The 19,097-nt window shown below is 57.8% G+C and carries 17 protein-coding genes; 6 read left to right on the forward strand and 11 right to left on the reverse strand.

Annotated elements, in window-relative coordinates:
* Positions 1-19 precede the first annotated feature (19 nt).
* Positions 20-1,219 carry an S-methyl-5-thioribose kinase gene (gene mtnK, locus ABLU80_RS20975; protein WP_063446979.1) on the forward strand — a complete coding sequence of 400 codons (1,200 nt, stop codon included), beginning with the start codon at positions 20-22 and terminating at the stop codon, positions 1,217-1,219.
* Positions 1,220-1,227: 8 nt separating this feature from the next.
* Here mtnK and ABLU80_RS20980 read toward each other — a convergent pair whose 3' ends face one another.
* From ABLU80_RS20980 to ABLU80_RS20990, 3 genes are read right to left on the reverse strand one after another with little or no spacing between them, the layout of a single operon-like run.
* The gene (locus ABLU80_RS20980) at positions 1,228-2,292 is read right to left on the reverse strand and encodes a sugar ABC transporter substrate-binding protein (protein ID WP_015704718.1); all 1,065 of its coding nucleotides are present in this window, start codon (positions 2,290-2,292) and stop codon (positions 1,228-1,230) included.
* A gap of 20 nt (positions 2,293-2,312) precedes the next feature.
* Positions 2,313-3,311 carry an ABC transporter permease gene (locus tag ABLU80_RS20985; RefSeq protein WP_015367760.1) on the reverse strand — a complete coding sequence of 333 codons (999 nt, stop codon included), beginning with the start codon at positions 3,309-3,311 and terminating at the stop codon, positions 2,313-2,315.
* On the reverse strand, positions 3,308-4,810 hold the full coding sequence (locus ABLU80_RS20990; protein ID WP_348850437.1) for a sugar ABC transporter ATP-binding protein: 1,503 nt from the start codon (positions 4,808-4,810) through the stop codon (positions 3,308-3,310). Before ABLU80_RS20990 ends, ABLU80_RS20985 begins: the two co-directional genes overlap by 4 nt.
* Positions 4,811-5,116: 306 nt before the next feature.
* On the opposite strand from ABLU80_RS20990, the gene ABLU80_RS20995 reads away from it, so the two are divergent.
* From ABLU80_RS20995 to ABLU80_RS21005, 3 genes are all read left to right on the forward strand, one after another.
* Complete coding sequence (locus tag ABLU80_RS20995; protein WP_015367762.1) at positions 5,117-5,860, forward strand: 3-oxoacyl-ACP reductase family protein; 744 nt, start codon at positions 5,117-5,119, stop codon at positions 5,858-5,860.
* A 182-nt stretch (positions 5,861-6,042) separates the two neighbouring features.
* Positions 6,043-6,345, forward strand: a complete 303-nt coding sequence (locus ABLU80_RS21000) for a type II toxin-antitoxin system RelE/ParE family toxin (protein ID WP_102001746.1) — start codon at positions 6,043-6,045, stop codon at positions 6,343-6,345.
* Positions 6,320-6,724: a helix-turn-helix domain-containing protein gene (locus tag ABLU80_RS21005; RefSeq protein ID WP_015704715.1), complete on the forward strand. Its 405-nt coding sequence runs from the start codon at positions 6,320-6,322 to the stop codon at positions 6,722-6,724. The genes ABLU80_RS21000 and ABLU80_RS21005 overlap by 26 nt, the downstream gene beginning before the upstream one ends.
* Here ABLU80_RS21005 and ABLU80_RS21010 read toward each other — a convergent pair.
* The 7 genes from ABLU80_RS21010 to entC form a co-directional block, all read right to left on the reverse strand.
* The gene (locus tag ABLU80_RS21010; RefSeq protein WP_002893903.1) at positions 6,721-6,918 is read right to left on the reverse strand and encodes a YbdD/YjiX family protein; all 198 of its coding nucleotides are present in this window, start codon (positions 6,916-6,918) and stop codon (positions 6,721-6,723) included. The genes ABLU80_RS21005 and ABLU80_RS21010 overlap by 4 nt on opposite strands.
* Before the next feature lie 79 nt (positions 6,919-6,997).
* Entirely contained in the window at positions 6,998-9,103 is a 2,106-nt protein-coding gene (gene cstA, locus ABLU80_RS21015; RefSeq protein WP_015367765.1) for a pyruvate/proton symporter CstA, read from the reverse strand.
* A gap of 268 nt (positions 9,104-9,371) precedes the next feature.
* Entirely contained in the window at positions 9,372-9,785 is a 414-nt protein-coding gene (gene entH, locus ABLU80_RS21020) for a proofreading thioesterase EntH (protein ID WP_015704714.1), read from the reverse strand.
* Positions 9,786-10,541 (reverse strand): 2,3-dihydro-2,3-dihydroxybenzoate dehydrogenase EntA, encoded by a 756-nt coding sequence (entA, locus tag ABLU80_RS21025; protein ID WP_063443207.1) that lies wholly within the window; start codon positions 10,539-10,541, stop codon positions 9,786-9,788. It abuts the gene before it with no gap.
* Positions 10,541-11,392 (reverse strand): enterobactin biosynthesis bifunctional isochorismatase/aryl carrier protein EntB, encoded by an 852-nt coding sequence (gene entB / locus ABLU80_RS21030; RefSeq protein ID WP_015367768.1) that lies wholly within the window; start codon positions 11,390-11,392, stop codon positions 10,541-10,543. Before entB ends, entA begins: the two co-directional genes overlap by 1 nt.
* A 13-nt stretch (positions 11,393-11,405) precedes the next feature.
* A complete protein-coding gene (entE, locus tag ABLU80_RS21035) occupies positions 11,406-13,013 on the reverse strand; it encodes a (2,3-dihydroxybenzoyl)adenylate synthase EntE (protein ID WP_348850440.1) in 1,608 nt (535 codons plus the stop codon).
* Between the two features lie 9 nt (positions 13,014-13,022).
* Positions 13,023-14,198, reverse strand: a complete 1,176-nt coding sequence (entC, locus tag ABLU80_RS21040) for an isochorismate synthase EntC (RefSeq protein ID WP_348850441.1) — start codon at positions 14,196-14,198, stop codon at positions 13,023-13,025.
* A gap of 187 nt (positions 14,199-14,385) precedes the next feature.
* Between entC and fepB the strand changes: the two genes are divergently transcribed.
* Together fepB and ABLU80_RS21050 are read left to right on the forward strand one after the other, a co-directional pair.
* The gene (fepB, locus tag ABLU80_RS21045; RefSeq protein ID WP_285178153.1) at positions 14,386-15,345 is read left to right on the forward strand and encodes a Fe2+-enterobactin ABC transporter substrate-binding protein; all 960 of its coding nucleotides are present in this window, start codon (positions 14,386-14,388) and stop codon (positions 15,343-15,345) included.
* Positions 15,346-15,573: 228 nt separating this feature from the next.
* Positions 15,574-17,703, forward strand: coding sequence for a glycosyl hydrolase family 18 protein (locus tag ABLU80_RS21050; protein WP_285178152.1), 2,130 nt, complete (start codon positions 15,574-15,576; stop codon positions 17,701-17,703).
* A gap of 58 nt (positions 17,704-17,761) precedes the next feature.
* On the opposite strand, the gene entS is transcribed toward ABLU80_RS21050, so the two are convergent.
* Positions 17,762-19,003: an enterobactin transporter EntS gene (entS, locus tag ABLU80_RS21055; RefSeq protein WP_285178151.1), complete on the reverse strand. Its 1,242-nt coding sequence runs from the start codon at positions 19,001-19,003 to the stop codon at positions 17,762-17,764.
* Positions 19,004-19,097: the final 94 nt, after the last annotated feature.

Raw genomic sequence — 19,097 nt, forward strand, 5'->3', positions numbered from 1 at the left:
ACTTATGAGGATCGAGGCAATGTCGCAATACCATACCTTCACGGCCAGCGATGCGGTGGCTTACGCACAACAATTTGGCGGGCTCGACGATCCGTCAGAGCTGGTGTCGGCGCAGGAGGTAGGCGACGGCAATCTCAATCTGGTGTTCAAAATTTTCGATGCTCAGGGCGTGAGCCGGATTATTGTTAAGCAGGCGCTGCCCTACGTGCGCTGCGTCGGCGAATCCTGGCCGCTGACCCTCGACCGCGCGCGCCTCGAAGCACAGACCCTGGTCGCCCACTATCAGCACAGCCCGCAGCATACGGTACACATTCTTCATTTCGATCCCGCTCTGGCAGTGATGGTAATGGAGGACCTTTCCGATCACCGTATCTGGCGCGGCGAGCTTATCGGCAACGTCTACTATCCGCAGGCGGCAGGCCAGTTGGGCGAATATCTGGCGCAGACGCTGTTCCACACCAGCGATTTCTATCTCCATCCGCATGAGAAAAAAGCGCAGGTGGCGCAATTTATCAATCCGGAAATGTGCGAGATCACCGAGGATCTGTTTTTTAACGATCCGTATCAGATCCACGAGCGCAATAACTACCCGGCGGAGCTGGAAGAAGAGGTTGCCGCCCTGCGTGAGGACGCTCAGCTTAAACTGGCGGTCGCGGCGCTGAAGCACCGCTTTTTCTCACAGGCCGAAGCCCTGCTGCACGGCGATATTCATAGCGGCTCCATCTTCGTCGCTGAAAATAGCCTTAAAGCCATCGATGCCGAATTTGGCTATTTCGGCCCTATCGGTTTTGACGTCGGCACCGCCATTGGCAATTTGTTGCTTAACTATTGCGGTCTACCTGGCCATCTCGGCATTCGCGATGCCGCCGCCGCGCGCGAACAGCGGCTCAACGATATACAGACCTTGTGGCACACTTTCAGCGAGCGTTTCCAGGCGTTAGCAACGGAGAAAACACGCGATGCGGCGCTGGCCTGCCCCGGTTACGCCTCAGTATTCCTCAAAAAAGTATGGTGCGATGCCATTGGATTCTGCGGAACTGAACTGATACGCCGCAGCGTCGGGCTTTCACACGTCGCCGATATCGATTCGATTCCGGACACGGCCATGCGCCACGAATGCCTGCGCCATGCAATTACGCTCGGCAAAGCGCTGATCGTCATCGCCGAGCGTATCGATAGCGTGGACGAACTTATCGCCCGCGTACGTCAGTACAGCTAACCGCGTGATTATTTATGTTGGGCTTCCAGCGTGGCAAACCACGGGGCAATAAAATCTTCGGTCTGCCCCCAGCCTGGGATGATTTTCCCCAGCGACGCCACGTTGACCGCCCCCGGCTGTGCCGCCAGCAGCGCCTGCGGAATGGCCGCCGCTTTGAAATCGTAGGTAGCCGGGGTGCTTTCCCCGGCAATCTTATTGGCAATCAAGCGTACGTTGGTGGCACCAATGAGTTTCGGGTCGACCGCCACGCTAACCTTCCACGGACTATCGGCCTCCCGCATCAGCTGTAAATCCTGATTGGAAATATCGATGCTGTAGAGTTTGATTTCGCTGCGCCCATTTTCTTTCAGCGCCTTATAGGCTCCCTGGCTAAAGGCATCCCATGTCCCCCAGATGGCGTCAATTTTACCTTTAGGATACTTAGCCAGAATCGCGCCAACTTTGTTGGCCGTGTCGCCCTGCACGTCGGATGATACGGCGCCGATAGACTCCAGCTCTTTAATCCCCGGATTTTGTTTAAGCAGCGTCTGGTAGGCTGCCTGGCGGCGCTCCATTGGCGGGAAGCCTGCCACCCATAGCTTGATAATGTTGGCCTTGCCGTTGAAGTCTTTTACCAGTTGGCCAAAAGAGAGCTCGGTCAACGAGGCGTCATCCTGCTGGCTAACCGTCACGCCGGGGACGGATCCCTGCACCGCGGTATCGAACACCGCCACTTTGATCCCGGCATCGACCGCTTTTTTCACCAGCGCGGTCGAGTAGGGATCGCGCCCCTGGGAAAGAATAATACCGTCATATTTTTGGCTAATGGCCTGATTGACGAAGTCCTGGAATTTGGCGTCATCACCGTTGCTCAGGAAGGCGCTGACTTTAAAACCGAGCTTTTTACCTTCCTGAATCGCCCCGGCGACAAACTGGGTAGTGTTATCGTCAGAACCGAGATTGCGAATCACCGCGATGCGGATCGGGCCGTTATGCTCAGCAATCGCCGCCGGAACCGGCGTCGGGGTCTGCGCCAGTGCTGCCATCGACTGCAGCAGGCCCAGCGCCATAAGAGAAAGTGCTATCTTTTTCATTTTGTTTACCCTGTAAAGTGTTAGGTCCGGCGCTGAAAATAGGTCAGTGCCAGCGCGCCAGCCAGCACCAGCCCTTTAATAATGTCCATCGCGTAATAGGGCACCGACAGCATCACCAGGCCATTGGAAAGCACGCCAAGGATAACCGCTCCCACCAGCGTCCCCAGCGCATTCGGCTTGCCGGAGCCCGCCAGCGAAAAGCCGATCCACGCCGCCGCGACCGCATCCATCAGGTAACCGCCCCCGGCGTTCACCTGGGAAGAACCAATCCTTGATGCCAGCAGAATGCCGCCCAGCCCGGCCAGCAGCGAGGCAATCACGTAGGCCGCTACTTTATAGCGCGTGATCCGCAGGCCGGAGAGCCTCGCCGCCTCCGGATTACCGCCGATGGCGTACATCCGCCGCCCGTGGGTGGTGAACGACAGCGCCAGCTGTGCGATCAGCGTTACCACCAGCATGATAATGACGATGGTCGGTACCTGCCCCAGCGCGCCAAACGCCGCCGGAATCGTGCCTTCAGCCATATCGCCGCTCGGCAACACCATATTTTCGGTGATCGAGCCGCCGTAGCTGTAGGTCATCGCCACCCCCTGAATCACAAACAGGCTGGCAAGCGTGGCGAGCATGTCAGGAATGCGTAGCACCACGATCAGAAACGCGTTGAATAACCCCACTAGCGTACAGAGCGCGAGGGTAATCAGAATGGCTTCAGTGGTGTTCAGGCCGTGCCAGACAAACAACGAAATCACTAACGCATTCGCCAGCGACGCCGTCGACCCCACCGACAGATCGAAACCGCCAATAGTGAGCGAAATCGACACCCCAATGGCAATCACCGTCACGATAGCGATGGAGCGCAGAATGTTGATGATGTTAAAGGGATCAAGAAAGTTATCTGAGGCTAAACCAAAGACGCCAACCAGCAGCACCACGGTCAGCAACATGCCCCATTTATAGAGAAAATCGAAAAACCGCTGACGGCCCGATACCGTCGCGTTGACTGCCAGGGCCTTACTCACGCTGCCGCTCCTCCGGTGGAGTAATAAAGAATCGTCTCTTCCCCCGCCTCGGCGCCGGGAATTTCCGCCACAATGCGCCCATCCCACAACACGCAGATGCGATCGCACAGGCCCACCAGCTCGGAAAATTCGCCGGAGGCGTAAATCACGCCCCGGCCCTCCCGCGCCAGGCCATCAATCAACTGAAACAGATCGGTTTTCGCTTTCACGTCCACCCCTTTCGTCGGCTCGTCGAAAATCAGCACGTTTGCGCTGCCGCGCAGCCATTTGCCGATGGCCACTTTTTGCTGATTACCGCCGGAAAGCCGACGTAGCGTCTGCCCCGGCCCGGTGGCGCGCACGCCGATACGGGCAATAACCTCCTGCGCCCACCGCCACGCCTGCCGATGGCCGAACAGGCTCCAGCGCGAAAAGCTGTTATCGGCGCTGACCGCCAGATTCATGGCGATCGCCTCATCAATGAATATCCCCTCTTTGCGCCGCTCTTCCGGCACCAGCGCCAGCCCCTGGAGGACGGAATCGGCCGGATCGCGCGGCCGCCACGGCTGGCCGTTAAGTTCGCCGTAGCGCAGTCGGCTTTTGCTGGCGCCGAATAAGGCTTTGCAGAGTTCAGTTTTCCCCGCGCCCGCCAAGCCGGCGATGCCGAGAATTTCCCCCTTATGCAGGCGTAGCGAGATATCCTGCAACAGCGCCTCGTCATGCAAACCGTCAACCTGCAACAGCACCTCTTCGCCATGCGGCGGACGCGCAGGCGGGAAAATATCGCTCAGCTCGTGACCGAGCATTTTTTCGACGATCTGCTCACCGCTGAGCTCGGCCATCGGCCCGCTTTCGATTAAACGGCCATCGCGCAGCACCGTCAGGGTGTCGCAAATCGCTTTCAGTTCATGAATACGATGCGAAATAAAGACCACGCCGATCCCCTGCTGCTGCAGACGACGAACCACCGCAAATAAGCGTTCGCTTTCGTGCTGATCCAACGGCGCGGTGGGTTCATCAAGAATCAAAAAACGGCAGTGGTGCGACAGTGCGCGAGCCAGCAGAATTTGCTGCTTTTCGGCAAGGGTACAGCTATCGATTGAACGTCGAACGTCCAGAGCAATATCAAGCTGCGCCAGCGCTTCGCGCGCCTGCTGACGCACCCGCGACCAGCGAAAAACCGCACCCGGTTCAGCCAGCCTGTCCAGCATGATGTTTTCCGCAATGCTCAGCCCCGGAACCAGCGCAACATCCACCTCCTGCTGTACCAGATGGATCCCCAGTTGCTTTGCATCGCGCGGCGAACGAATGCTAACCGGCTGGTTATTGATCGCGACTTCACCTTCGTAATCGGCATGCGTCCCGCATAACACCGCCATCAGCGTCGATTTGCCTGCGCCGTTGGCGCCGGTCAACGCATGCACCGTTCCGCCCTTAAGGGTAAAATTCACCTTGCTCAGCGCCTGAAAGCCGGAAAAGGCCAGGCTAATGTTATGCATCTCAAGGCGATTCACGCTCATCACCCTCCCCAGGCAATTAATATTCTGATTTAACGAATTTTTCACAGCCGCCGATGCCTGACAACTGCGTAAAAAGCATAAGATAAAACCAAATAATATTAGCCATCTGGATGTCCAGACATAACATCAGGTTAGCCCAACACTCATAAGGACCGCTTCCCGCCCTGGCAGCGCTTTAGCCTGCCGGCGACGTTAACCCCTGACGCTTTGCGCGCGACGTTTGAGAAGGTGGAATACGTCAGCCGTTAATCACCCAGACCATCTATACCTAATGATGATTCTCACCACTCTCGTAACGAGGTCATCATGCAGATCGATTTAACAGGTAAGAAGGCGCTGGTTACCGGCGCCAGCCGTGGGTTGGGTCGCGCTATTGCGCTGTCGCTGGCGCGCGCCGGCGCCGATGTGGTTATTACGTATGAAAAATCGGCCGATAAAGCCCAGGCAGTCGCTGATGAAATTAAGGCGCTGGGTCGGTACAGCGAAGCGGTGCAGGCCGACAGCGCCAGCGCGCAGGCCATTCAGGATGCCGTCACCCATGCTGCCCGGGCCCTCGGCGGGCTGGACATTCTGGTCAACAACGCTGGCATCGCCCGCGGCGGTCCACTGGAATCCATGACGCTGGCGGATATTGACGACCTTATCAACGTCAATATTCGTGGGGTGGTCATCGCTATCCAGGAAGCGCTGGTGCATATGTCCGATGGCGGACGGATCATCAACATCGGCAGCTGTCTGGCCAACCGCGTAGCCATGCCGGGCATCGCGGTTTACGCCATGACCAAGTCCGCCCTCAACTCCCTGACCCGTGGCCTGGCGCGTGATTTAGGCCCTCGCGGGATCACCGTTAACCTTGTCCATCCAGGGCCGACCAACAGCGATATGAACCCGGAGGATGGGGAACAGGCGGAAGCCCAGCGCCAGATGATTGCGGTCGGTCACTACGGCCAGCCGCAAGACATCGCCGCGGCGGTCACCTTCCTGGCCAGCCCGGCCGCCGGGCAGATCTCCGGTACGGGGCTCGACGTGGATGGCGGCCTGAACGCCTGATCGCATATTTTCTGCAAGCCTCTGTCGCCCGGCAGAGGCCTTCCCGCGCCGCCTCGACGGGTTACGCTTTGCCTCTTACCTGCGTTTTTTCTCCGCTCTACTGTACTCCATAAGAAATTCGGAATTATCTAATAGTCTTATTATTTCCTTATCTTTTGTGTGGGCGTACAGTGGAGGTACGGATGAAGATTGTCTGGTCAAAAACGGCAAATAAGCAATTTTCTAAAATCGATAATCGGTATAAGAACCGCATTAAATCCAGGCTGGAGAAGATGAATGATAAAGCTTCACCTATCTCGGATATCAAAAAATTGTCCTTTCCCGAAAACCACTACAGGCTGCGATTAGGTGATTACAGAGTCATCTACACCTTTGGGGATCCGCCGGACGATACCTGCTACGTAGTGGCGGTTAAACGCCGAACCACCACCACCTACATTCATGAGGAACATACCGAATATGACTATTCAGTACATCAAGGATGAAGAAGGAAAAGACCAGTATGTCGTCATTCCTTACAGCGATTACTTTCGTATGCGCCTGGCTCTGCTGGAGTACGACGACGAGGATGAAAACAATTGGGAAGATATTTCTTATGAATCAGATATCTATGATAACGTAATGCTGCCAGGGGATGTCTGCGACGTGATGCATAAAGAAAACGTCAGCCTGCAGGCCGCGTGGCGTATCCTGCGCGGACTCTCACAGCGGGAGGTCGCGGCTAAACTCGGCATCAGCCAGTCCGCGGTGTCACAACTGGAAGCGCTGGACTCCCGTCCGCAGAAGCGGACCCGCGAAAAACTGGCGGCGATTTACGGCTGTACCCAGGAGCAAATCAGCCTCTACTTACCGAAAGAAGGCTAGCAGCACTTCGCCCCGCCCTTACCGCCATAGCGCGCGTCCTGGCGTTCGCGAAAGAACTCTTCATAGGTCATCGGCGTCTGATCCGGGTGGGTTATTCGCATATGCTCGACGTAGTTATCGTAATCCGGCACGCCGATCATCATCTTCGCCGCCTGGCCTAAATATTTTCCTGCTTTTGAAAGGGTGTCGAACATAATGAGTTTCTCGCTTATTTCCCTCACCCCAGCCCTCTCCCACAGGGAGAGGGAGGAGAAGAAAGGTAGGCCAAACAGGTTAATGCGCGCGTTTTGCCTGCGCCGTTAAGCCCTGCGCATCCGCGGGCATCGCTTCATACGGCGTCTCTTTCGCCGTCGGTTTATCCTCTTTCAGCGCCGCCAGCGCGGTTTTAATCGAGAACAGCGCCAGAACCACCACCACAATCATAAAGAAGATAGTCAGCCCGGCATCAAGACGGTTATTAAACACCAGTTGCGCCAACTGCGATTCCGTATACTGCGGCGGAATGGCGCCGCTGTCGATCATCGCCTGGAATTTATTGGCGATGGCCAGGAAACCGACTTTGGTATCCGGGCTAAACGACTTCTGCCAGCCGGCGGTCAACGTACAAATCAGCAGCCAGCTTGTCGGCAGCAGCGCCACCCATGCATAGCGCTGGCGTTTCATCTTGAACAGTACCACCGCGCACAGCATCAGCGCCATCCCTGCCAGCATCTGGTTGGCAATACCGAACAGCGGCCACAGGGTATTTATACCGCCCAGCGGATCGACCACCCCCTGATGCAGGAAGTAGCCCCACGCCAGGACGCACAGCGCGGTCGCCAGCAGGTTAGCCGGCAGCGAGCTGGTTTTTTTTAACCCCGGACTCACCACGCCCAGCAGATCCTGCAGCATGAATCGCGCCGCGCGGGTGCCGGCATCAACCGCCGTCAGGATAAACAGCGCCTCAAACAGAATGGCGAAGTGGTACCAGAAAGAGACATCCATCAGCCCGCCCAGCGAGCCGTGCAGAATGTAAGCCATCCCCACCGCCAGCGTCGGCGCGCCGCCGGCGCGTGAAATAATCGACTGTTCGCCGACCTCGCTGGCAATCTGGCGCAGCGTATCCGGGGTTATGCTAAAGCCCCAGCCGCTCACCACCTGCGCCGCCGAGGCCACGACATCGGTGGTTCCTGCCGGCGCCAGCACCGCCATCGGGCTGTTCATCGCGAAGTAGACGCCCGGATCGATAATACAGGCCGCCACCAGCGCCATAATGGCGACGAAGGATTCCATCAACATGCCGCCGTAACCGATAAAGCAGGCTTGCCCTTCGTTGGCCAACATTTTCGGCGTGGTGCCGGAGGAGATCAGCGCATGGAAGCCGGAAACCGCGCCGCAGGCGATGGTGATAAACAGGAAGGGGAACAGGTTGCCGGTCCATACCGGGCCGGTGCCGTCAACGAACTTCGTCAGCGCCGGCATGGTCAGCGTCGGGCGCATAATCAGGATGCCAATCGCCAGCCCAACGATGGTGCCGATTTTCAGGAACGTGGAGAGATAGTCGCGCGGCGCCAGCAGCAGCCAGACCGGCAGTACCGCAGCCACAAAGCCGTAACCCACCAGAATCCACGTCAGCTGTACGCCGGTGTAATCAAACCACGGCGCCCAGGTCGGGCTTTCCGCCACCCAGCCGCCGGAAATGATCGCGAACACCAGCATCACCAGGCCTATCACCGACACCTCGCCGATGCGCCCCGGGCGCAGATAGCGAATATAGATGCCCATAAAAATCGCCAGCGGGATGGTAAAGGCGACGGTGTATGTCCCCCACGGACTGTGGGTCAATGCTTTCACCACGATCATCGCCAGTACCGCGAGGATGATCACCATGATCATAAAACAGGCCACCAGCGCCAGTACGCCAGCGGTTGGCCCCATCTCCTCTTTAACCAGTTCGCCAAGCGAACGGCCATCGCGACGGGTCGAAACAAACAGCACCATAAAGTCCTGCACGGCGCCGGCCAGCACCACGCCGGCGAGGATCCAGATCATCCCCGGCAGGTAGCCCATCTGCGCGGCAAGCACCGGGCCAACCAGCGGCCCTGCGCCAGCAATCGCCGCAAAATGGTGACCGAACAGCACTTTTTTGTCAGTCGGAACATAATCGAGGCCGTCGTTATGTCGTACCGCCGGCGTCATCCGCGTTGGGTCAACGCCGAGGACGGTTTTGGCGATATACAGGCCGTAGAAACGATACGCGATCAGATAAACGCAGACCGCCGCGACAACAATCCACAGCGCATTTATCTGCTCACCCCGGTTTAAGGCGATATAGCCGAGGGCAAAGGCTCCGATCACGGAGAGCAGTGTCCAGATAAGGTATTTCCCTGAATTATTCATTGTTGTGGTCCACCGGTAGGGTAATCAGGATGTTACAGTTTGTTTCTAGAACACAACGCAGAGTTTAACAACTTCGAAACAGCGCAGATGCCATGCCGCGGCGGAGATTTGTCTCACATTGCTAGCGAGATCACTTAAGACAGGAAAATAAATGAAAGGATTACCGTGAACGGTGCCGTTTTTTTGTCGGGTGGCGGCTAACGCCTTACCCGACCTACAGATCCGTAGCCCGGCTTAGCGCAGCGCAAGCCGGGGAAATAGCAGCGTCTTAGCCAAGCACCGCGGTTCCCAGACGACAGGTGCAGCAGCGCCGCCCTTTTTCGTCATACACCACAATTTCCCAGCTCTGACTCTGGCGGCCAAGATGCAGCGGTCGGCATTCGCCGCGCACTTTACCGCTGGAGACCGGACGATGGTGGGTAGCGTTAAGCTCGGTACCCACCACACATTGCCCTTCTTCGGTCATCAGCCAACCGGCCATCGAGCCCAGCGTCTCCGCCAGCGCCGCGGAAGCGCCGCCGTGCAGCAGACCAAACGGCTGATGCGTGCGCGCATCCACCGGCATCTCCGCCTCCAGCAGCGCCTCCTCCAGCCGGGTGTAGACAATACCCAGATGCGCCACCATGGTGTTTTCGCTACTGGCGTTCAGCGCCGCAAGCGTGAGCTCTCGTTTCCAGGCCATCTACGCCCCCAGCGTCGAGCCGCCATCGACCACAATATCCTGCAGCGTAATATGGCTGGCGTGAGAAGAGGCGAGGAACAAAATAGTATTGGCGATCTCCTGCGGGCGGGCGATTTTGCCCAGCGGGATGCCAAGCTTAAACTGCTCGCCAAATCCGCGGATCCGCTGCTGTTCAGCATCGTCATTGACCCACAGGGTACGTTGCATATCGGTGTCGGTGGAGCCCGGCGATACCAGGTTGCAGCGCACGCCGCTGCCTGCCAGCTCAAGCCCGACGGTCAACGCCAGGCTTTTCAGCGCCGCTTTCGAGGCGCCATAGGCGCTCATGCCGATACGCGGCGTATGCGCGGCATCGGAGGCGACGGTGACGATCGCCCCGCCCCGCTGACGGCGGAACTGCGCCATCGTCTGCTGAAACAGATTAAACGCGCCGCCGACGTTCACAGCGAAAGTCTGCTGCCAGTCCTCCGCGCTCAATTGATCGGTCGCCCCCATGCGCAGGATCCCGGCGGCATTCACCAGCACGTCCAGTCGTTCGATATCGTTGAGCAGACGCGCGCAAACGTCGCGTACCTGGTCGGCATCGGCGACGTCGAGCATTTCGGTGGCAAACGGATAACCTTCGCCGTCAAAGGCAAGGTCGAAACCGGTGACGTTGGCCCCGGCCTCGACGAAAGCCAACGCGGTGGCATAGCCAATGCCTTTACCTGCGCCAGTCACCCACACGGTCTGGCCGTGAAAATCCAGCGCCGCCATTATTTCACCTCGCGGGAGAGCAGCGCCCACCAGGCGTCGATGGTCGGGTTTTTCGCCAGCATCACGAAGTCGATATCGCCGTGTACTTTGCGCCAGCGGGCGGCCAGCGCCATCATACGCACCGAATCCAGACCGTAGTCGATCAGGTTTTCATCATCCAGCGGTTCGTCGGATTCGTCGAGCAGCGGCAGAATTAGTGCGCGCAGCGCCGCTTTGGAGGCCGGCAGCGGCAACAATTCTTCGGTCATCACCACGCGTCCAGAACGGCCGGCGACGTATTTCAGCGCCATCAAATGCTCTTCGCGGCTGAAATCTGCCAGCGCGTCGGCGACAAAGAACGGTTTGATATCGCGCATAAAAGCGTCGGTGGCGGTGGTCATGCAGCCGATATGGGCGTAAACACCGGTGATGATCAGCTGATCGCGGCCGGTCTCTTTCAGCATCTCTTCAAGCGGTGAGCGATGAAACGCGCTGTAGCGCCATTTCACCAGCACCGTATCCTGTTCATCCGGCGCCAGCGCGGCAATCACCTGCTGCTGTTCCGGCGAGCGGGTCAACCCCGGCCCCCACATATCATTCAACAGGGCGCGGTCTTCATCGCTCTGCTCTTTCGGCTGGGCGGTGTAGTACACCGGAATGCCGTTTTGTTTGCAGAAGTCGCGCAGGGCGGCGATATTAGCCACCACTTTCTCCATCATCGCGCTGTTTTCGCCCCAGAAGTTGAGGAAATACTCCTGCATATCGTGGATCAGCAGCGCGGCGCGCGACGGCTCAAAGGCCCAGTTAACTTTGTTGGCCGGAATATCGCTGGCTTCCGGCAGCGCGTAAGCCTGTAATTTAGGGATTGCCATTTTCTGTTCTCCTTCAGCCCAGCTTGCCTTCGGCCAGCCACTGACGTAATTGTTTTTTATCGACTTTGCCCACCGGCGTCAGCGGCAGCGCGGCAACGCACTCCACGCGATCCGGCAATTTAAATTCCGCCACGCCCTGCTCGCGCAGGAAACGGCGCACCGCGACGGCGCGCAGCGGCGATGTCACCACCAGATAAGCGCAGCTCTTCTCGCCCAGCAGATTGTCTTCAATGCTAACCAGCGCGGCGTGGATCACCGCCTCATGGCGCAGCAGCAGGTTTTCAATCTCCTCAGCGGCGATCTTCTCGCCGCCGCGGTTGATCTGATCTTTTTCCCGCCCCTGGACGGTGATATAGCCATCTTCATCGATCGAAATCAGATCGCCGGAGCAGTAAAATCCATCGGCATCAAAGGCTTCAGCGTTATGTTGCGGACTGTTGTAATAGCCGCGGAAGGTATAAGGGCCGCGGGTCATCAGACGGCCCACTTCGCCGCGCGGTAGCGGGTTACCGTCGGCATCCGCCACCCACACTTCGTCGTCAGGACACATCGGGCAACCCTGGGTGTTGATAATTCGCTGCGGGCTATCGTTGAGGCGGGTGTAGTTAACCAGCCCTTCCGCCATGCCGAACACCTGCTGCAGCTGGCAGCCGATTTCCGCCGGGATACGCGCGGCGAGCGTCGCGGACAGGCGCGCTCCGCCAACCTGCAGCAGCTGCAGCGATTGCAGTTGCGCGTTGCTGCCCCATTCATGAATAGCCTGCAGCCACAGGCTGACCGCCGGCGGCACCAGTGACGCGACGTTAATCTGATGTTTTTCGATCAGCGGGAAACACAACGTGGCGCTCGGGTCGGCGGCCAAGATCACCCGGCCGCCGGCGAGGAAGACGCCCAGCGATCCCGGCGAGCTCATCGCATAGTTGTGCGCCGCCGGCAGCGCGTTGAGATAGCGCGTGTCGGCGTTAATACCGCAGATCTCGTTGCTGCGGCGGATACTGTAGTCGTAATCGTTATGGGTTCGCGGAATAAGCTTCGGCGTCCCGGTGCTGCCGCCGGAGAGCTGGAAAAAAGCCACTTCGTCAGCCGGCGTCGGATTGGCGACAAAGTTATCCGCCGTGCGGTTAATTTCCGTTGCCAGGTCGCGCTCGCCGCCATCGTTACGCAGCAGCGCGACACGCAGCGAAGGATGCTCAGCGATAAAACCATTAAGGAAACTATCGTCAGCAAACAGCGCGTGCTCGCGATCGGCAATCAGCAGCACCGGTTTAATCTGCGCGGCATAGGCGTTAAGTTCGCTGCGCTGATGGCTAAACAAAGCGTTAACCGGTGCGACGCCGATGCGCAGCAGCGCAAAGAAAGTAATGTAGAACTCGGCGACGTTGCCAAGCTGCACCAGCGCGGTTTCTCCGCGCTTGAGTCCCTGATGCTGCAGGGAGGACGCGAGGTTATCCACCAGTTGGTTAAACTGGTGGTAGCTAATCTGCCGCTCGCCGTCGATAATCGCCACGGCGTCATTGTCCGCATGACGAGTAATCAGATTGGTTAACGGCAGATCCTGCCAGTAGCCTTTTTGACGATAGCGGGCCGCAAACTCTTCCGGCCAACGGGTAAATGCAATCATCCTTGCCTCTTAATTCAAGCCAAATACGTTGAGCATGGTGGTGAGTTTGACGCCGGTTTCACGCCATTCGCCCAGCGGCGAAGAGGCCGGGACGATACCCGCGCCGGCAAACAAGCGCAGCGAGCGTTGATGTAAGCGCGCGCAGCGGATGGTCACTACCCATTCGCCGTTGCCTTCGTCATCGCACCAGCCGACAATGCCGCCAAACAGCTGGCGATCGAAGGGTTCGAGCTCGGCAATCAGCCGCTTCGCCACCTGGTGCGGGAAGCCGCTCAGCGCCGGGGTCGGGTGCAGCAGGCAGGCCAGCGACATGGCGTTTTCTTCCGTCAGCGCCGTACCTTCGATCGGCGTCGCCAGATGCCAGAGCGTCGGGGTGGTAATCAGCTGCGGCGATTCCGGTAGCGACAATTGGCTACTGCGCGGGCCCAGCACGCTCTTCATCGCCTGCGTCACCAGCTCGTGCTCATGGCGATCTTTGCCTGACGCCAGTAGCTTGTTACCCGCTTCCCGGTCCAGCACATCGTCAGGCTGGCGGCGGGCGGAGCCGGCCAGCGGCAGCGAACTGAAGTGCAGTCCTTCTTTACGCAGTAGCAGTTCCGGGCTGGCGCCCAACAATACCCCGCCATCAGATAGCGGGACATGGAAATTAAAGCTCGCCGGGTTCTGGGCGATCAGCCGTTCCAGCAGCGCGCCGCTATCAACCCGGTCGCGGGTCGTAATATCAATCAGCCTTGATAGCACCACTTTGTCGACTTCCGGAGTCGCCGTTAGCGCGGCGGCGCGTTCCACCATCGCCAAAAACTCGTCCTGTTCCGGGATCTCCTGACGATCGACAACATCCATCGCCTTGAGCGGCGCCGCATAACGCGCGGACTGCTGTTTGTCGGTACGGGAGAAGGTTTCCCAGCGTTCGGGAATATAGAGCTCGGAAGGCTGATTGGTGTCGAACGGGATCGCCCCGACCATGACCGGCTTGCGGATCCCCGCCGCGCGGGCCTCGGCAAAAGCGGCCGCCATTTTCTGCTGGAACTCGCCGTTCAGCGAATCACCGCCGACGGCAGGTTGGGAAAAACGGCTAAAACAGCCGGTGGTGCTGAAGCTGCGGTACGGCGACATAAAGAAGAAGCTTTGCGGCGACAGGGTCTGCGTTTTTTCCTGTACATCCTCAGCCAGTGACGTTTCCATATCATCCTCCAAAAACGATAAAGATATTAAGAATAATTATCATTTATATTTTTGTTGGCTAACCTAAAAGGTATTGCTCTCCTTGTCAACCGCACAAACAGCAGGTTATGCGACTTACACTTGCATCCGGACAATACAATGTTGAAAATGAGACGTATTTACTACAACTTACTCAGGATGCGAATTCGTGAATTTTGCCACTTTTTGTCGTCGTACTTTACTCGCCAGCGGGCTGTGCCTTTTAGGAATTACCTCAGCGCTGGCGGCAGACTGGCCGCGTCAGATCGTCGATAGCCGCGGCACTCATACGCTGGAAAGCCAACCGCAGCGCATCGTCTCGACCAGCGTCACCCTCACCGGCTCGCTGCTGGCTATTGATGCGCCGGTGGTCGCCAGCGGCGCGACCACGCCGAATAACCGCGTGGCAGATGCGCAGGGCTTTCTGCGCCAGTGGGGCGATGTCGCTAAAAAGCGCAACCTGACGCGACTCTATATTGGCGAACCCAGCGCCGAAGCGGTGGCGGCGCAGATGCCGGATCTGATTCTGATAAGCGCCACCGGGGGAGATTCCGCGCTGGCCCTGTACGACCAGCTGTCGACTATCGCGCCGACGCTTATCATCAACTACGACGATAAAAGCTGGCAGACGCTTCTTACCCAATTAGGGCATATTACCGGTCACGAAAAGCAGGCGGACGCGCGCATTGCCGAATTCAATAAACAGCTCGTTTCGTTAAAAGAGAAACTAAAGTTGCCGCCGCAGCCGGTCACCGCGCTGGTTTATACCGCCGCGGCGCACAGCGCCAATATCTGGACGCCGGAATCAGCGCAGGGTCAGATGCTGGAACAGTTAGGCTTTAAGCTGGCGACGCTGCCGGGTAACCTGCACGCCAGCCAGAGCCAGGGTAAGCGTCACGACATCGTGCAGTTGGGCGGCGAGAATCTGGCGGCGGGTATCAACGGCGAAAGCCTGTTCCTGTTCGCCGGCGACCAGAAAGACGCCGAGGCCATTTACGCCAACCCGCTGCTGGCGCACCTGCCGTCGGTTGCCGCTAAGCGCGTTTATCCGCTGGGGACCGAAACCTTCCGTCTGGACTACTACAGCGCCATGCTGGTGCTGCAGCGTTTATCGGCGCTCTTTGCCTGATTCTCTCCCCGGCGCCCTGCGCCGGGATCTCATTTCACATCATCAACAACATCATCCTTTTGTTATAAAAGTATTTTTTATTTCTTTCCCCTCTTGATACCTCATCGGCGCCTCACGCGAATCATCATCGTTTCAAATGTTGTTTTGTGATTAGCCATCGTCGCCGCCTTCCCCGAGTATCTGCCCCACACCACTTGAGGTGGACATTCAACTCAGAAGGAACTTACCGTGACCACTAGCAAATTGATCAAGGGCGATACCCTGACCGAAACCAGCAACGCCGCAGATGGTTTTAACCCGGCAACTGAAGTCAGCAACTACAGCTATACGTCAGACCGCGTCGCTAAACCGGTCTATAACAAATACAAAAGTGCGACCACCAAACCAAAGGTCTTTGGTTACTACACCGACTGGTCTCAGTACGATGGCCGTCTGCAGGGCAGCGATGCGAAAGATAACCGCGGACGCGGCTACGACCTGACCAACGTCTCCCCTACCGCTTACGATAAAATTATCTTCGGTTTCGTCGGCGTGACCGGCTTCCATAAAGTGGATGGCCTGTGGCGTGATGTGGTGGCCGAAGGGGCTGAGCAGTGCGGCAAAGTCAAATATGAACCGACTTTCCTCGACCCGTGGGGCGACTTCCAGTCTTACGTTAACGTTGGCCACAGCGTCAGCGGCTGGGATGTCGATCCGAAAACCGTAACCCAGACAAACACCAAAGGCCTGCTCGGCGGTCTGCGCGACCTGCAAGCGAAAGCCAAACAGCAGGGCCACAACCTGGTGCTGTCCATGAGCATCGGCGGCTGGAGCATGAGCAACGGTTTTCATGAAACCGCGGCATCTGATTCCTCGCGTAAAATCTTCGCTAAAGGCGTGGTGAAGCTGTTCAAACAGTTCCCGATGTTCAGCGAAGTGGATATCGATTGGGAATACCCGAATGCCGAAGGCGCCGGCAACCCCTACGGCCCGGAAGATGGTGAAAACTATGCGTTACTTATTGCCGAACTGCGTAAGCAGCTGGATTCTGCCGGCCTGAGCGATGTCAAAATCTCTATCGCCAGCTCCGCCGTGGTGAAGACCTTTGATTATTCCAACGTCAAAGCGCTGATGAATGCCGGTCTGTACGGCATCAACGTCATGACCTATGACTTCTTCGGCACCCCGTGGGCGGAAAGCATCACCCACCACACCAACCTGAAAGCCATTGAGCAAGGCGGCTGGGCGATTAACACCATCGTTGAACATCTGCTGGCGGAAGGTTTCCCGGCTGAGCGCATCAACATCGGTTACGCCGGTTATACCCGTAACGGCCGCAACGCCGAGCTGGAATCCCTGTCTCCACTCAAAGGCACCTATAACCCGGGTAACGGCACCACCGTCGGTACCTTTGAATCCGGTACCAACGAATGGTATGACGTCATTTATAACTACCTGGATCTGGAAAACCAGAAAGGGCGTAACGGCTTTAACGTTTATACCGACCAGGTGGCTGACGCTGATTTCCTCTACAATCCGGAATCCAAACTGTTTATGTCGCTGGATACCCCGCGCACCGTCAAAGCCAAAGGGGAATACGCTGCCAGCCTGGGCTTAGGCGGCCTGTTTACCTGGACTATCGACCATGATAACGGCGTGCTGGTTAACGCCGCCCGTGAAGGTCTGGGCTATGAAATCGCCTCTGAAGTTATCGATATGGAGCCGTTCTATTTCGAAGGCATCAACGTTGTGCCTGCTGATGAACAAGAAGACGATAAGTCAGAAGATGAGCCAACTGAACCAACGGTAAACCATGCGCCGGAAGCGGCAATTGAAATGATGGTCGTAGGCGGCTCCCGCGTACGCCTGTCCGGGGAAAAATCGTCTGATGAAGATAGCGACGAGTTGAGCTACAGCTGGGGCGTGCCGGCAGCGATTGATGTTGCAGATAAAACCGCCGCGGTTATTGAGTTCGATGTTCCGGAAGTCACCGCGGATACCGAGTTCACTTTCACTCTGTTCGTTCGCGATACCTGGGGCGAACCGTCAACCCAGCAGCGCTTTATTCTGTCGGTGGTCGTCGCCTCCCAGGGTGAACCAAGCGCTGACGAGCCAGCCGATGAGCCTGCTGATGAAGCGGCTGACGATGAAAAAGACGCCGATGACGTGCCGGCACAGGAAGACGATGTTGTACCATCTGACGAAACCACGCCTTACCCGCTGTGGGATGCCAAAACCGTTTATGGCGGCAACTGGGGTACCTTTGAAACCGTGAGCTGGAAAGGTCACAACTATCAGGTGAAATGGTGGTCTCAGGGCAACCAGCCAGACCTGAACTGCGGCCAGTTCGACGTCTGGAAAGACCTCGGCGCATACTAAGTGTTATAAGTGAAGCCAGGCCCCGGAGCAATCCGGGGCCTTTTTGCTATTGTCGCGCTTAACTTTCGCTGACCATCTCCGGACGCTGAAAACGACGTAGCTCGCGCAATAAGCCAATCAGTAATACGCCAACAATCACCAGTGCCCAGCCGCTGGCGCTGGCTGAAGCCACCGGGGTCATAACCGCCCCTAATCCCCCCAGCAGCGCCGCGCCAATAGCATCGCCGGTCACGTTCTGCGCGGTCCACAGGCCATTAATGCGCCCCAGCATATTTTCCGGCGTTTGGGTCTGGATCAGCGTGTATTGGAGCAGCGAGCTTATCGCGCTCAGCCAACCAAACAGCGCCAGACAGAGCGCGCCCAGCGCCCAGAACGGCATCACGCTGAACAGCGCAATCGCCACAAACGACCCTACCGTCGTTATCAGCATCAACGCCCCCGGCTTCGCGGTATGCGCCAGTTGTCCGCTGGTTAACGCCCCCAGCGCCGCGCCAAGCGGAATGGCGGCATACAACAGGCCAATCTGCGAATTTGACATCTGCCAGCCTTCCGCCAGCGCCGGATAAAGCACCCGCACCGCGCTGGCCATCGTCAACAGGCCGCCGAGCAGCGCAATGCCGCCAATAAGCGGGCTATTAAAGAGAAATTTCAGCCCCGCCAGCAACGATTTCAGCGGATGCTCGCGCGGCTGCGGCGGTGGCGGCAGCAGCGGCAGGCGTAGCAGCGTCAGGGTGGTAATGAACGTCCCCGCCGCCGCCAGGCCATAGTTCCATACCACGCCGCCGGTCGCCAGCAATAACCCGCCGATCATCGGCGATATCACCGAACCGAGACGCACGGTCAGCATGGTGATCGCTCCGGCCTGCATCAGGTTTTCGCGGCCGACTAAAGCCGGCGTTGCCGCCAGAAGCGCGGTCACGCCCAAAGAGGCGAAGAAGCCATCCCAGATCCCCAGCAGGTAAATTGCCGCCAGCGAGGGTTCCGGTAGCATAGCGTTCAGGCACAGGCCGACGAAGCCCACGCCGCAGGTGCCACGCGCCAGCAGGATCAGGCGTTTGCGTTCATAACGGTCGGCCAGCACGCCGCCGACCATCAGCCCAATGAACATCGAACAGCCGGTCAGCATCACCGAGAGCCCCACCTGCCAGGTCGAATGGGTCATCATCTGGATTTGTACCGGGATCGCCACGCCCAGCAGGCCAAGCGACAGGATAGAGATAAAGCGAGCGATAAAGACGGCGCGGAACGCCGGATGGGTGCGCAGGAGGCTGACATCAAGCAGCCGGGAAGGTCGGTTCATGCAAGGGCCTTGTCGTTATTTTTCATACCATTTTTATGGTTTCTCATGGTAACATACCTGAATAAAATCGATAACGATAATTAATATCATTATC

Source organism: Klebsiella sp. CN_Kp104, assembly GCF_040064515.1.
Taxonomy (GTDB): domain Bacteria; phylum Pseudomonadota; class Gammaproteobacteria; order Enterobacterales; family Enterobacteriaceae; genus Klebsiella; species Klebsiella aerogenes.